This window comes from Peribacillus frigoritolerans (assembly GCF_001636405.1).
Lineage (GTDB): Bacteria > Bacillota > Bacilli > Bacillales > DSM-1321 > Peribacillus > Peribacillus frigoritolerans.
Genome location: NZ_KV440950.1, coordinates 4174289 through 4188407 on the forward strand (window position 1 = coordinate 4174289; position 14119 = coordinate 4188407).

14 protein-coding genes are annotated in these 14119 nt (G+C 39.6%); 5 read left to right on the forward strand and 9 right to left on the reverse strand.

The window, feature by feature from the left end; all coding sequences use genetic code 11:
- Window positions 1-124: 124 nt before the first annotated feature.
- Window positions 125-250 carry a GapA-binding peptide SR1P gene (locus A6755_RS26365; protein ID WP_081108747.1) on the reverse strand — a complete coding sequence of 42 codons (126 nt, stop codon included), beginning with the start codon at window positions 248-250 and terminating at the stop codon, window positions 125-127.
- A gap of 589 nt (window positions 251-839) precedes the next feature.
- On the opposite strand from A6755_RS26365, the gene A6755_RS19690 reads away from it, so the two are divergent.
- On the forward strand, window positions 840-1274 hold the full coding sequence (locus A6755_RS19690) for a DUF1885 family protein (protein WP_063591717.1): 435 nt from the start codon (window positions 840-842) through the stop codon (window positions 1272-1274).
- A gap of 26 nt (window positions 1275-1300) precedes the next feature.
- On the opposite strand, the gene A6755_RS19695 is transcribed toward A6755_RS19690, so the two are convergent.
- From A6755_RS19695 to A6755_RS19725, 7 genes are all read right to left on the reverse strand, one after another.
- On the reverse strand, window positions 1301-2128 hold the full coding sequence (locus tag A6755_RS19695) for a polysaccharide deacetylase family protein (protein ID WP_063591718.1): 828 nt from the start codon (window positions 2126-2128) through the stop codon (window positions 1301-1303).
- Between the two features lie 44 nt (window positions 2129-2172).
- Window positions 2173-2430, reverse strand: coding sequence for a hypothetical protein (locus A6755_RS19700; protein WP_306804763.1), 258 nt, complete (start codon window positions 2428-2430; stop codon window positions 2173-2175).
- Between the two features lie 272 nt (window positions 2431-2702).
- Window positions 2703-4115, reverse strand: a complete 1413-nt coding sequence (gene lpdA, locus A6755_RS19705; protein ID WP_053534295.1) for a dihydrolipoyl dehydrogenase — start codon at window positions 4113-4115, stop codon at window positions 2703-2705.
- Window positions 4116-4118: 3 nt separating this feature from the next.
- Window positions 4119-5477 (reverse strand): dihydrolipoamide acetyltransferase family protein, encoded by a 1359-nt coding sequence (locus tag A6755_RS19710; RefSeq protein ID WP_034314061.1) that lies wholly within the window; start codon window positions 5475-5477, stop codon window positions 4119-4121.
- Window positions 5478-5597: 120 nt separating this feature from the next.
- Window positions 5598-6575 (reverse strand): alpha-ketoacid dehydrogenase subunit beta, encoded by a 978-nt coding sequence (locus A6755_RS19715; RefSeq protein ID WP_034314063.1) that lies wholly within the window; start codon window positions 6573-6575, stop codon window positions 5598-5600.
- Between the two features lie 3 nt (window positions 6576-6578).
- On the reverse strand, window positions 6579-7694 hold the full coding sequence (gene pdhA, locus A6755_RS19720; protein ID WP_034314064.1) for a pyruvate dehydrogenase (acetyl-transferring) E1 component subunit alpha: 1116 nt from the start codon (window positions 7692-7694) through the stop codon (window positions 6579-6581).
- Window positions 7695-8338: 644 nt separating this feature from the next.
- The gene (locus A6755_RS19725) at window positions 8339-9001 is read right to left on the reverse strand and encodes a YkyA family protein (protein WP_063591719.1); all 663 of its coding nucleotides are present in this window, start codon (window positions 8999-9001) and stop codon (window positions 8339-8341) included.
- A 210-nt stretch (window positions 9002-9211) separates the two neighbouring features.
- Here A6755_RS19725 and A6755_RS27860 point away from each other — a divergent pair, with 210 nt between their 5' ends.
- Window positions 9212-9367: a YjcZ family sporulation protein gene (locus A6755_RS27860; RefSeq protein WP_063576945.1), complete on the forward strand. Its 156-nt coding sequence runs from the start codon at window positions 9212-9214 to the stop codon at window positions 9365-9367.
- A gap of 238 nt (window positions 9368-9605) precedes the next feature.
- Complete coding sequence (def, locus tag A6755_RS19735) at window positions 9606-10160, forward strand: peptide deformylase (RefSeq protein WP_034314067.1); 555 nt, start codon at window positions 9606-9608, stop codon at window positions 10158-10160.
- A 47-nt stretch (window positions 10161-10207) separates the two neighbouring features.
- On the opposite strand, the gene A6755_RS19740 is transcribed toward def, so the two are convergent.
- Window positions 10208-10975 (reverse strand): Cof-type HAD-IIB family hydrolase, encoded by a 768-nt coding sequence (locus A6755_RS19740; protein WP_134402164.1) that lies wholly within the window; start codon window positions 10973-10975, stop codon window positions 10208-10210.
- Window positions 10976-11861: 886 nt separating this feature from the next.
- Between A6755_RS19740 and A6755_RS19745 the strand changes: the two genes are divergently transcribed.
- Together A6755_RS19745 and rnjA are read left to right on the forward strand one after the other, a co-directional pair.
- Window positions 11862-12071, forward strand: coding sequence for a DNA-dependent RNA polymerase subunit epsilon (locus tag A6755_RS19745; protein ID WP_034314070.1), 210 nt, complete (start codon window positions 11862-11864; stop codon window positions 12069-12071).
- Between the two features lie 3 nt (window positions 12072-12074).
- Window positions 12075-13745, forward strand: coding sequence for a ribonuclease J1 (gene rnjA / locus A6755_RS19750; protein WP_063591721.1), 1671 nt, complete (start codon window positions 12075-12077; stop codon window positions 13743-13745).
- Window positions 13746-14119 lie beyond the last annotated feature (374 nt).

The following is a 14119-nucleotide window of genomic DNA, read 5'->3' on the forward strand; positions in this document are numbered from 1 at the left end:
AACCAGAGCAGAGTACTGCTCTGGTTTTTTTAACCTTTTATTATTAAGCACTGGCTTCTATAAAAAGGGTGCTCCAGGTTACAACCCTGAAACACCCTTACATTCTATTAATCTTTTTTTCCATTTATTTTTCAGAGGCAGCTGTATCACAGCATTGGCAGTTGTGATTGTGTGTGTATAATACACTTACTTTCTCATCTTCAAAATGTTCAATCGTGCTATTGCAAGTTTGACATACGATAGTTCCCATTTTTACAACCCCTTCCCCTATATTGTATGCATCATTGATATAATGTAACCGCTTTAAATGAATTATAATATAACACATTTAATATTTCAAGCTAAAAAGTATAACATATATACTTTTTTCCCACTTAATGAACGATCATGTTGAAAGAAATGGATTCCAATCGTTCGTTAGACTGATTCTTTTTTTAGGTTCTTTTCATAAAGATTGTTGTTTTTAAAACGAAACTATTTAAGGTTGATTGGAGCGGAAGTGCGAGACTCCTGCGGGAGCAGCGGGACAGGTGAGACCCCACAGGCGTTTACGCCGAGGAGGCTCACCGCCCGCCCCGCGGAAAGCGAGCATCTGGAGGGGAAATCAACCACACCGACTACTTGGTAAATAGCAACAAAGTATGCGAAAACATCCCTTTTTAAAACACAGGAATTTATTTATAAACAAAGGGCCCTGGACTCAGTGCATCACACTCCTTGCTTTGGCATGTCAGGGTAAAAAAGGAATTTCGCCTTTTCATTTACATATAGATAGGTATATAATACATCCATAAAATGTTAAAATATTCTTACATCTTATCGATTGAAGGGGGATCCACATGTCTGAAAATGCCTATATCAAACTCGTTCCCGAGTCCGCGAAAGGAACTGTAACCATCGAAGACGTGAAAGAATTGCTGAACTATTATCAAATGATCACAGCGAAAACCGGAAAGCAATTGGATTGGGACTATGATAAGAAAGCATTTCCTTATGAAATGAAAGTACCGGAAAGAATGAAGGATAAGGCCATATATCTCCAAGCCAAAGAAGATCGATATCACATGATATTGATAGGAGTTGACCAAGAAGTAGTAAAGGATGAAGATGGATCAGATCGGATACAATCCTATATCCAATTCACGCTCCCTGAAACAGCAACTTTCGGTGATAAGGGAAAAGCTAATGAATTGTGCAAATTCCTTGCAAAGAAATTACGGGCGCAGCTGCATCTCTTCAATAAACGGGTGATGTATTATTATCCAAGGAAATAAAAAAACCTGCGAATGCCGAAATTGGCTCATGCAGGCGTTTCAATTAATTTTGGATCAAGGAACTCATAGCCTTTCTTTTGAAAACCTTTCACGATATCCTCTATCGCTTCACTCGTCCATTTCCGGTCATGCATCAGTAAGTTCGCCCCATTTCCCAAATAAGGGCTGTTCAACATGATTTCCGTTAAAGCTTTTTTATCCTGATACTCTTTTTCCCAGTCATAGCCGTAAGTCCAATTCATGACCAACATTTTTTCATTCTCAGCGACTTTTTTTGAATGCTCGGTATTCGAACCAAATGGCGCCCTGAAGTACTTAGGGCGTACCCCTATTATTCCCTCAACCAAATTGTTCAATTTTACGATTTCCCGCTCTTGTTCCTTTTCGTTCAACTCTTTTAAATTCACATGGGAATACGTATGATTTCCTATGGAAAAACCCATTTCATGAATTTCTTTCAGCATCGCTTTATTTTCATCATTTTCAAGAAAGTGACCGTTCACGAAAAAAATCGCAGGTACTTCAAGTCGCTTCAGGGTTTGGGCGATTGCCAGGGAATATTTATCAGGTGCATCATCAAATGTCAACAACACAACTTTCGGATTTGCATCCCCAATCGGTTTAAATGACCAATTCTCTTTATCCACCCGATATTCTGCCTTTACATCCCCTTCGCCAATCGTTTGTGACGTTTCTGTTTCCAAATCTTTCTCTTGCTGACTTTCATCTTGGACCATTGTCGTCGTTTCGACACTTTTTTCACTCACATTTTCAGTTTGATCGGAACTCGGGTCATTACAAGCCATCAATAAAAATGTTACTAATGTAAATAATGCCACTACTTTGTTAAACATGATACCTCCGTGGTTTTATATGTCATCGAAGCTTACGTAAAAATTCAATATACGGGTACCAGTGTTTCCAAAAGGATTTGCAAAATCCCGTAACATAATAGACTTATCACGGTAACAAGCATGGTTCGTCTATTGGATTTTAAAATCATTTTACCAATGTAAATGGCTAGATAAGAAAAGACCAGAAACATGAATACTTTGAAAACGAATCGATCGTTAACAGACAGCCATTCAACTAATGTATACCCGCTCCAAACGATTAGTTGAAAGAGGATTACCAGATAATTTTTCAAGTGATCCACCCCATTTTAATATGAATATATCAGCCATGATCTTTTTATTGGCAAAAAATATTCTTTAACAAATCGCTCATCTTATTTTTTATCCTCTATGGCTTTTTTCAAACCCTTTCAAGGAAAAAAGTAAGAAGTCCTTTTTATAGCTTATGCCCTTTTTGTCCATTTCATTTAACTAGTGAGAAGAAATTCATGAATGGGGAGTAATCCTTCATTTTTTTAATCCGGCCAATAAAAAAAGCGTACTGCATTTAGCAGTACGCTTTTATATATCTCAATTACTTAATGATGTGGATAGGAGTTCCAAGGGCAACTTCAGCAGCTTCCATTGTGATTTCCCCTAAAGTTGGATGTGCATGGATTGTCATCGCAATATCTTCGGCAGTCATTCCTGCTTCGATAGCCAAACCTAGTTCTGCAATCATATCAGAAGCGTTTGGTCCTGCAATTTGTGCTCCAATAACCAATCCGTCTTCTTTGCGAGTGATAAGCTTCACAAATCCGTCCGTATTATTTAATGAAAGAGCACGTCCATTTGCAGCGAATGGGAATTTAGAAGCAAGCGCTTCGATTCCAGCTTCCTTCGCTTCTTTTTCATTATAACCGACAGAAGCAAGTTCCGGTTCAGAGAAAACAACAGCCGGAATAGCAAGATAGTCGATTTCAGATGAATGTCCAGCAATGGCTTCAGCTGCAATTTTACCTTCATAAGAAGCTTTATGAGCTAACTGAGGTCCAGAAACGATATCACCGATTGCGTAGATGTTTTTCACGCTAGTACGGCATTGTTTATCCGTTTCGATCAAACCGCGGTCAGTCATTTTGATTCCGACTTGTTCCAGGCCGATTTCAGCAGTGTTTGGACGACGTCCAACTGTTACTAAAACGTAATCGGCTTCAACTTTTTTCTCTTCGCCTTTTACTTCATAAGTAACGGTTACACCTGTATCAGTTTCTTCCACGCCTTTAGCATTTGCTTTAGTAACAATTTCAGCACCTTTGTTTTTAAGGTTACGCTTAACAAGTGCTGCCATTTGTTTTTCAAAGCCTGCAGAAAGGATTTCTTCTGTACCTTCAAGGATCGTCACTTTAGTGCCAAAGCTAGCGAATGCTCCGCCAAGCTCAGTTCCGATGTAACCTCCGCCGATTACCACGATCGAACTTGGAACTTCTTCCAAAGCAAGAGCGCCAGTTGAATTAAGTACGCGTTTCGTATATTTAAATGACGGAATCTCGATTGGCGATGAACCAGTAGCGATGATTGCGTTTTTAAATGTATATGTTTGGGCTGAGTCATCATTCATAACACGGATGCTGTTTTCATCAACGAAATAAGCTTCGCCAGTTACAACATCAACATTATTGCCTTTTAACAGGCTGCTTACACCGCCAGTTAATTTTTTTACAACAGTACCTTTCCAAGCTTGTACTTTAGAAAAATCAACAGTAACTTTTTCTGCAAAGATACCCATATCTTCTGAATGCTGAGCTTCATGGAAACGGTGTCCAGCCGAAATTAAAGCTTTCGATGGAATACAGCCTACATTCAAACAAACTCCGCCGATTGTTCCTTTTTCAACGACCGTTACTTTCTGTCCAAGCTGTGCTGCGCGAATTGCGGCAACATATCCCCCTGGGCCTGAACCGATTACTAAAGTATCTGTTTCGATTGGAAAATCTCCTACTACCATTGTTTACGCCTCCATTAACAATAATTCTGGGTCGTTCAATAACTTTTTGATATGATTCAATGCATGTTGAGCTGTTGCTCCATCAATCATGCGGTGATCAAAGCTCAGTGATAATGCCAGAACTGGAGCGGCGATAATTTCCCCGTCGCGTACAATTGCTTTTTCGGCAATGCGTCCAATCCCTAGAATGGCAACTTCTGGATGATTGATAACAGGTGTGAACCATTGACCGCCTGCGGAACCGATATTCGTAATGGAGCAAGAAGCACCTTTCATTTCGTTAGGAGCCAATTTGCCGTCACGGGCTTTCGTCGCTAATTCGTTAATTTCTTGTGAAATAGCGAAAGTTGATTTACGATCTGCATCTTTTACAACTGGAACGAGCAGTCCTTTGTCTGTGTCTGCCGCAATTCCGATATTGTAATAGTGTTTATGGATAATCTCACTAGCTTCATCATCAAATGATGTGTTAAGCATAGGGAATTCACGCAATGCACTTGTTAACGCTTTAACAACATAAGGTAGGAATGTAAGCTTGATTCCTTTTTGTGCAGCAATTTCCTTGAATTTCTTACGGTGAGCAACCAATAGCGTCACATCGACTTCATCCATTAATGTAACATGCGGAGCTGTCTGCTTGGACTTAACCATTGCTTTTGCGATCGCTTTTCTCATACCGCTCATTTTCTCACGAGTTTCAGGATATTGCCCTTCTGGAATTGAAACTTTTTGTTTTTCGGTTGTTTCCGTATCATTTTGTTGTGAAGCTTCACTTTGAGCTGCTGGTTGCTGTGGAGCGGTTTTGCCGTTTTTGAAAGCATCAATGTCTTCCTTCATGATGCGGCCGTTATCCCCAGAACCAGTGATCTCACGAATATTTACCCCTTGTTCGCGTGCATATTTCCTGACAGAAGGCATGGCGATAATACGGCGTGAAGGATCTGCCTCAACCTGTGGTTGTGCTCCCGCGCCCGTTACTCCGCTATTTTCTTGAACCGGAGCAGCCTCTTTCTTGACTTCCTGTCCAGCTTCAGCAGTTGCTTGAACCTGGGCCTCCGTATTCTTCTCGCCTTCTGCCTTCGCTTCTTCTCCATGATCCCCTTTAAACTGAAGATTTTCATAACCTGGAGCATCGAAAGTTACAAGTACATCGCCAACAACGGCAACCGTTCCTTCTTGAACAAGGATTTCTTCAACGGTACCTTCCACCGGTGATGGTATTTCAACAACGGCCTTATCGTTTTGAACCTCGCAAAGCACGTCATCTTCTTGTATCTTATCTCCTGGTTTTACAAACCATTTCACTATTTCACCTTCGTGTATACCTTCTCCGATATCAGGGAGTCTAAATTGGAATGCCACTGAGTTCAACCTCCTATATTAAATCATACTTAGTGCTTTGAATAAAGTCCTTTATCTTGCATTACCGTTAATGCAAAATCACTTTCCCGAGCAGGACATTCATTCCATTACTTAAGATTGTTAAAACTTCAAGACTTTAGTCGCCGTTTCAATAATGTCTTTATAATTAGGGAGCCATACTGTTTCAGCTTGTGAAAACGGGAATACCGTATCAGCTGCCGCCACGCGCAGTACTGGAGCATCCAAGCTCAAAATGGCACGTTCGTTAATTTCCGCTACGACATTCGCTGCTATACCAGCTTGCTTTTGTGCTTCTTGAACAACGATAGCGCGTCCTGTTTTTTCTACAGAAGCAATGATTGTATCGATATCCAATGGTGATACAGTCCGTAAGTCGACCACTTCGACGGAATGACCATCCTTAGCCAATTCCTCAGCTGCCTTGATGGATTCCTGCACCATCGCACCATAAGTAATAATGGATAAATCCGTTCCTTCTCTTTTCACATCCGCTTTTCCTAATGGAATTGTGTATTCTTCTTCAGGAACTTCCTGACGGAAAGAACGGTACAATTTCATGTGCTCAAGGAAAATGACAGGGTCATTATCACGAATCGCTGAAATCAATAAGCCTTTTGCATCGTAAGGAGTGGAAGGGATAACTACCTTTAACCCTGGTTGCTGGGCCATTAAACCTTCTAAGCTATCAGCATGCATTTCCGGAGTATGGACTCCGCCCCCAAAAGGTGAGCGAATTGTAACCGGTGCACTGTAACGTCCGCCTGAACGGTAGCGCATACGAGCAAGCTGACCGCTTACGGAATCCATTACTTCATATACAAACCCAAAGAATTGAATTTCAGGAACAGGACGGAAACCTTGTAAAGAAAGACCGACCGCTAATCCACCGATTCCAGATTCAGCAAGAGGTGTATCGAATACACGATCTTCACCGAATTCTTTTTGAAGATTTTCCGTTGCACGGAAAACTCCTCCATTAAGACCTACATCTTCCCCAAAAACGAGTACATTCTCGTCATTTTTAAGTTCTGTACGTAATGCTTCTGTAATTGCTTGAATCATCGTCAATTGAGCCATGGCTTACTTCGACTCCTTCTCTTTATAAATTTCATATTGTTCTTTTAAGTTATAAGGCATTTCTTCATACATGATTTCAATTAGGTCTGTAACCTTTTGTTTAGGTTCTGCATCAGCCAATTTGATTGCTTCTTTAATATCGTCTTTGGCTTTCTCTATCGTTTCGTTTTCTAATTCTTCATTCCAAAGTTTTTTGCTTTCCAAGAACTTGCGGAAACGAACCAATGGATCTTTCAGTTCCCACTCGTTATCCATTTCGGAGGTACGGTAACGTGTCGGGTCATCCCCAGCCATCGTATGTGGTCCATAACGGTAAGTTAATGTTTCAATCAATGTAGGGCCTTCACCATTGATTGCACGTTCACGAGCTTCTTTAACGGCTGTATATACGGCCAACGCATCCATACCATCAACCTGGATTCCAGGAATACCTGCAGCCACACCCTTTTGGGCCAATGTTTTAGATGCTGACTGCAAATCAACTGGTGTAGAGATTGCGAAACGGTTATTTTGCACGATGAAGATAGCTGGCGCTTTAAAGGCACCTGCAAAGTTAATTCCCTCATAGAAGTCACCTTGTGAGGTTCCACCGTCACCCGTATATGTAATGGCAACAGCTTTTTTCCCGCGTTTCTTCAACCCAAGAGCAACTCCGGCAGCTTGGATATATTGAGCGCCGATTATGATTTGAGGAGAAATTACATTGACGTCTTCAGGAATTTGATTTCCCTTAAAATGACCCCGGGAGAATAAGAATGCTTGCCAAAGCGGAAGGCCATGCCAAACGATTTGCGGAACATCACGATAACCAGGCAAAATGAAATCTTCTTTTTCCAAAGCATACTGGGAAGCGATTTGAGAAGCTTCTTGACCGGCAGTCGGTGCATAGAAACCTAATCTGCCTTGACGGTTCAGTGATATGGAACGTTGATCCAAGATGCGTGTATAAACCATACGGCGCATTAATTCTTGCAATTGTTCATCACTTAAATCAGGCATAGCCGCTTCATTCACGACTTCTCCCTCTTCATTTAAAATTTGAAAAGTTTCAAATTGTTCTTCTACTTTCTTAAGCTGATCCTGAACATTAATTTTAGCTTGTTTAGTTTTTTGAGCCATTTGGCACCTCATCCTTTCATTAAAAAGGTTTGCTATTATTATTCTATAAAGCAAAAATAGTTTGCTTTTTAGTTTCTGCAACAATACATTCTTTTATTTTTCCCTTAAGACCAATCCTCAAACGTGGATATGCTTAATATGTCTCAATCTTATTCTGTACCATAAAAAAAATCAAGGAAAATGATACAAGAATTTTTATAGATTAAGTTTACAAGATGAATTAACATCAAGTCAATCACTTGGAGTTCCTTATAATTTTGATTTAATAGAATTTCCAATACTCATACTTCTTCTCTGTATTAGTTTTCAATTTACAACTGTACTATTAAATTTCCCTTATTTATCAATTTAAGGATGGCGAAGGATAACATTTCAATTCCCCAGCATATCCCATCGATTCCAAAACCGCTTTAACTAAAGGCATTTGAGCCTGTAAAATAATATACCAAAAAAATATTCAAACGCTTTCATCTAGGTTTGCTGTTAGATTTTTAATAATCGTTTTTTTTTAGTACAGGTATGAAAATTTCACATCAGGCTGGTTGCACAAAAAAAAGACCATTCTAAAATTTTTTAGCCCAAAAAGAACTGGATTGAAAAAAATATGGGCTGTGAGTGAGGATCACAGCCCATCATTATTTATATTAATTTGTTGAATCCGCCATTTCTATGCCGGAACTATCATAAAAACTTTCTTTTTTTTGATTTGATTTTTCCGTTAATGCATTAAATTCCTCATTCGCTTTCAAAACTTTTGTATAAGAGGTATTTATTTTCTCGATTTGCACTTGTAATTCATCCATTTTCAAATCCTCTTTTTTGAAAAGCTCATATAATTCACGATCATAAGCGAGACTTTGTTGATAGGCATCATATAAATCATCATAGGTGCTATAGCGCTCACTCATGATCTTTTTCATTTCAGTCGCTTCTTTTTTTATCTTTTCATCCTCTATTTTCCCGATTTGTTCATCTATTTGATTGAATTGTTCTTTTGAGGATTGCATACTGCTTTGTTCCTTTTCAATTATTTTTTCCCTTTCGTCGATATTCTTGGTTGCTTCATCTGAAAGCTCGACGATCTGTTCATAATCATCCAATCCAAGTTTAATTATTTTCTCATATTTTTCTTTTTCTTTTTTCTCCAAATCATTAAGCGGCTCTTGATTCTCGGTGAAATCACTTTCCTTTTCTGCAGTTTTCTCCAGGATTTTGTGGATTCTTTCTTCCGGTGAACCATTAAAACAACCAGTCAAGGGCACAAAAGAAAGAAGTAAGATAACAAGTGGACCAAAACGTTTCAACATAGACAACTCCTTCTGATAGTTCTTCGAAGATTTATGTTCCTCAATTCATTCTTAAGCCGCAGACATTTGTTACAATCATATTCCGAGCAGGTTTTTTTCATTACTGGGCGCTAGCCTACACCCTTTAAACCATACTGCATAGGCTGTAGGGACCGTTTCAAATTTGAATGGTCAGCATTTTAATAAATACAAAAACGGAGGTATGAAATTATGTATGGAGGTTTCAACCAAGAATGTTGTTATCCGGTTTCCGCTGCACCCAGCTATGGATATGGCGATGGTGGAGGCTGCGGCTTTGGAAGCGGCTTTGCCCTGATCATTGTCCTGTTCATTCTGTTAATCATCGTCGGCGCGTGCTTATGCTAACCAGGTAATTACTATTACCTTTACCCGAAAATGTTAACGATTTACCCTGATTCACAAAAAATGATAATATTTTTTAAATAGACCAACATGCAAATAAAATAATGGCAGGGATAGGAAATCATCGACTTGATTCCATCCCCTCCATTTTTCTTTCATTAAACCATTCATTAACTTTCAGCCTTTTTTTTGTTAAAATAACCCTATACATATTATAAGAATTTTTATGGGGTGAAAGATTATGCTTACCATGGATGATTTTGTTAATGAAGACGATCCAATCTTAAGGCAAGTCGCGGTAGAGGTTCCGCTTCCGGCATCAAATGAAGATAAGCAACTTTTAGCCAGCTTGATGGAGTATGTCCAAAACAGCCAGAAACCTGATATTGCTGCTCTATACGGGTTAAGGGCAGGAATTGGCTTGGCTGCACCACAGGTTAATGTTTCAAAAAGGATGATTGCGGTTCATTTAAAAGAAAAGGATGATCAACTTTATAGCTATGCACTTTTCAACCCTAAACTCGTTAGCCATTCAGTCGAAAAAGCATACTTGACATCCGGAGAAGGCTGTCTTTCCGTAAATCGTCCCGTTTCCGGCTATGTGCCACGTTATGCCCGAATAACGGTTGCGGGTACGGACCTGGAAGGAAAACCGGTTCAACTCCGCCTGAAAGGCATCGCAGCCATTTGCTTTCAACATGAAATCGACCACCTTAATGGTATCATGTTTTATGATCATATCAATGCCGAAGACCCCTATGCCATCCCGGAAAATTCAATTGCGGTGGAAAGGTAACGTAATAAGCAAAACCCCCGTTTGTTGGTTGACGGGGGTTTTACTTTTTATATCAGTTCAAGTTCCTTCAAACCAAAAAGTATGCCATCATCATCGACATCCTTCGTTACAAAGTCGGCCTCTTGCTTCACAAGCTGACCGGCATTCCCCATAGCCACGCCATATCCCGCTACTTTTAACATCTCTATATCGTTTAAGCCATCTCCAAAGGCGTAAACATCCTCAAGAGCAAACCCGACTTTTTCCATTAATATTTTAATGCCTTCAGCCTTTGAACCCCCGAATGGAAGTACATCCGTCGAATACTCATGCCATCTAATGAAGTGAAAATCATCATATCTCCCAACAAAGTTCCCTTCTTCAGCTTCCGAACAGAATAATAAGGCTTGGTATATATCATGGTCCTCATAAAAATCCGCCACATGTTCAGGGTGGGGAAACTTAAGGCTGCTCAATGCTTCTTCAATTCTGCTATGATGTGGAACACTCGATTTCATTGTCTCCTCATTCATGAACACGATCGGTATTTCATTTTTTTCAGCATGTTCGTGAAGGCGTTTTATCTCAGGTATGCTCAAAGGGTTTTTATAAACGACTTTCCCTTCAAAAACAACGTATTGTCCATTGAAACTTACGAATGTATCGATGCCAAGCTCTTCCCTTAAAGACTCGAACATGAACGGAGCCCTTCCTGTGGCAATCGCTACAAAAACCCCGCTATCCTGCAGTTGCTTAATGGCTTCTTTTGTTGAAGCAGGTAACTTTTTTTCATGATCAAGCAATGTTCCGTCAATATCAAAAAATACGATTTTCACTTGCGATTCACTTCCAATTCATTCATTTTTTCCTTTTTAATATGTAACCATTTAATAATTGTCATCAAGATAAGTCAAGTAACTCTACCGGACCCAACTCAAAGTTACGTTTTTTATTCAGGAATGGGCATATACTATTCTTAATAGAAACCAACTCAGGCTTTCCAGATTACACTTCTCCCATCCTTCTGCCTCTTAAATCCCAGTTGCTTGTTTGAAAGAGCCTTTTTTTTCAAAAATGGGCCATGTACCTGTAAAGACGTATTTACATTATTGAATAATCCTATACAATAATAATTAAGGGAGCGTGATCGCCATGTTAAAAAAGCTTCGTAAAAAGCTTGTTAAACAGTGGAATGATCTTTTAAGAAAAAAATCTATCGCATGATTTGCCACTCATTTCTGCCTTGGCCGTCATCCATATGCGAATTTTTTTCGGACAGCCCTTCAAAAACTTGCGGAGGGCTTCTTCCTTGTTGTAAAGTTCTTGTTAGGCATTCTTTCTATCTTGGCTTTTAAATGGTCTGGTGAATACATATTTCAATCAAAATATGAGTCGCTGTGTTTTCATGAAACGCTGCACACAGTTGTACTGTATTAATTTAGAAAGAAATCGTTTACGAAAAAAAAGATCCCATGATTTAAGTTTTACACATGGCAAAAACGGATAGGATATAAGATAGAGGAAGCTACAATTGGATTGATACCAGATTCGGCCATCTATTTTTTTATATACTTTTAGACATTGGTATATTTAATTCATCAAACCCCTTCCGTTTTTATGGCGGAGCTGGGTTTATTTTTACATGATGTTGAAAAACATGAAAAAATTGTTGTTTTTATATATAATGAAAAAAGCAATGCAAACAAGTGAGGAGAGATTAAAATGGTTTTTAAGGTATACTATCAAGTAACCATATCAGAGGTTCCCATCAGGGAGAATACTAAAACAATGTTTGTCGAAGGTGAATCCGTTCGTGACGTTCGTTTAAAATTAAAAAAAGAACCTTATAACGTAGAAATCGTACTACCCGTAACCGGAGCATATTTAGAATATGAAAAACAAAATGAAGATTACAAAGTATTGGAGCTATAATTTATGAAATTCGTAAAAAACGATCAAACAGCTGTATTCGCCCTGGGCGGTTTAGGCGAAATCGGTAAGAACACATATGCTGTTCAGTTTCAAGATGAAATCATCATCATTGATGCTGGAATTAAATTTCCTGAAGATGAACTCCTCGGTATTGACTATGTGATTCCAGATTACAGCTATTTAGAGAAAAATGTAGATAAAATCAAAGGTGTCTTCATTACCCATGGTCATGAAGATCACATTGGCGGGATTCCTTATTTACTTAGAAAAGTGAATGTCCCTGTATACGGCGGGAAGCTTGCACTTGGACTGCTTCGTAATAAATTGGAAGAACACGGCCTTTTACGTCAGACAAACATGATTGAAATCAGTGAAGATGAAGTGATCAAGTTCCGGAAAACGTCCGTCTCTTTCTTCCGTACAACTCACAGTATCCCTGACTCATATGGAATCGTCGTAAAAACCCCACCTGGACAAATTGTCCATACTGGTGATTTTAAATTCGACTTCACCCCAGTGGGTGAGCCTGCAAACCTGACCAAGATGGCTGAAATCGGTAAAGAAGGTGTATTGTGCTTACTCTCGGATAGCACAAATAGTGAAGTGCAGAACTTTACTATGTCCGAAAGCCGTGTCGGTGATACCATTCAAGACATTTTCCGCAAGGTTGACGGCAGGATTATTTTTGCAACGTTTGCATCGAACATCCATCGCCTTCAGCAAGTTGTGGAAGCAGCCGTGGCCAACGGACGTAAAATAGCCGTATTTGGCCGAAGCATGGATTCAGCCATATCAATCGGACAAGATCTTGGTTATATCGTTGCGCCTAAAGATACATTTATTGATGTACAGCAATTGAATCGTATGCCTGCGAATAAAGTAACCATCCTTTGTACAGGCAGCCAAGGTGAACCAATGGCAGCACTGTCGCGCATAGCGAACGGCACTCACCGTCAAATTCAAATCATCCCTGGTGATACGGTAGTATTTTCATCTTCACCCATCCCAGGTAACACAATCAGTGTTTCCAGAACGATCAATCAATTATATCGTGCAGGAGCAGACGTCATTTCAGGTCCTCTGAATGACATTCATACTTCAGGACATGGCGGACAGCAGGAACAAAAGCTTATGCTCCGTTTGATAAAACCAAAATTCTTCATGCCAATCCACGGTGAATACCGTATGCAAAAACTGCATGCCCGCCATGCAGTCGATTGCGGCGTTCCGGAAGAAAATTGCTTTATCATGGATAATGGTGAAGTTCTTTCCTTAAGTGAGAACACAGCTCAAATCGCTGGTAAAATCCCTTCAGGTTCGGTTTATATCGATGGAAGCGGCATTGGGGATATCGGTAATATCGTTCTCCGTGATCGTCGGATTCTTTCCGAGGAAGGCCTTGTCGTTGTTGTTGTCAGCATCAATATGAAGGAATTCAAAATTGCATCCGGCCCTGACATCATCTCACGCGGATTTGTTTATATGAGAGAATCAGGAGACCTTATCAGCGATGCTCAATCCTTGATCACAAAGCATTTAAATAAGGTGATGGATCGCAAAACTACTCAATGGTCTGAAATCAAAAATGAAATTACAGACACTCTATCTCCATTCCTATATGAAAAAACGAAACGCCGTCCGATGATCCTGCCGATCATCATGGAAGTGCAATAAATAATAGAAGCCCAGCCATCATTTGGCTGGGCTTTTTTTGTTCAGGTTTGTAAATCCCCCACCTTGAATTCCACTCCAGGCACTCACTTTCCCCGACGCCTTAGAAGCCTGTGGAGTCTCCCTTACACGTCTCCCGCAGAATCTCGAATCCCGCTCCAATCAATTTTGTTTTAAAAGTTAAATAGAACTCCTTTTGTCACGGTCTTGTTTTAAAAATGGAAAGCTTCCGAAAGGAAACTGATAAGAAGCATGTATTTGTTGATTCCACACTGTCGAAGTGCTGGAAACACAAGTTTATCATGTACGCAAAAATAAAAAAGGAATTGAGAAATTGTCAATGCAGGCTATTCTCTATAACTCCTTAAGATCCAAAA

What these genes read in the sequence shown, in the direction of transcription:
- A6755_RS26365 (WP_081108747.1), bottom strand. Translation starts at nt 250, where the DNA reads ATGGGAACTATCGTATGTCAAACTTGCAATAGCACGATTGAACATTTT.
- A6755_RS19690 (WP_063591717.1), top strand. Translation starts at nt 840, where the DNA reads ATGTCTGAAAATGCCTATATCAAACTCGTTCCCGAGTCCGCGAAAGGA.
- A6755_RS19695 (WP_063591718.1), bottom strand. Translation starts at nt 2,128, where the DNA reads ATGTTTAACAAAGTAGTGGCATTATTTACATTAGTAACATTTTTATTG.
- lpdA (WP_053534295.1), bottom strand. Translation starts at nt 4,115, where the DNA reads ATGGTAGTAGGAGATTTTCCAATCGAAACAGATACTTTAGTAATCGGT.
- A6755_RS19715 (WP_034314063.1), bottom strand. Translation starts at nt 6,575, where the DNA reads ATGGCTCAATTGACGATGATTCAAGCAATTACAGAAGCATTACGTACA.
- pdhA (WP_034314064.1), bottom strand. Translation starts at nt 7,694, where the DNA reads ATGGCTCAAAAAACTAAACAAGCTAAAATTAATGTTCAGGATCAGCTT.
- A6755_RS19725 (WP_063591719.1), bottom strand. Translation starts at nt 9,001, where the DNA reads ATGTTGAAACGTTTTGGTCCACTTGTTATCTTACTTCTTTCTTTTGTG.
- A6755_RS27860 (WP_063576945.1), top strand. Translation starts at nt 9,212, where the DNA reads ATGTATGGAGGTTTCAACCAAGAATGTTGTTATCCGGTTTCCGCTGCA.
- def (WP_034314067.1), top strand. Translation starts at nt 9,606, where the DNA reads ATGCTTACCATGGATGATTTTGTTAATGAAGACGATCCAATCTTAAGG.
- A6755_RS19745 (WP_034314070.1), top strand. Translation starts at nt 11,862, where the DNA reads ATGGTTTTTAAGGTATACTATCAAGTAACCATATCAGAGGTTCCCATC.
- rnjA (WP_063591721.1), top strand. Translation starts at nt 12,075, where the DNA reads ATGAAATTCGTAAAAAACGATCAAACAGCTGTATTCGCCCTGGGCGGT.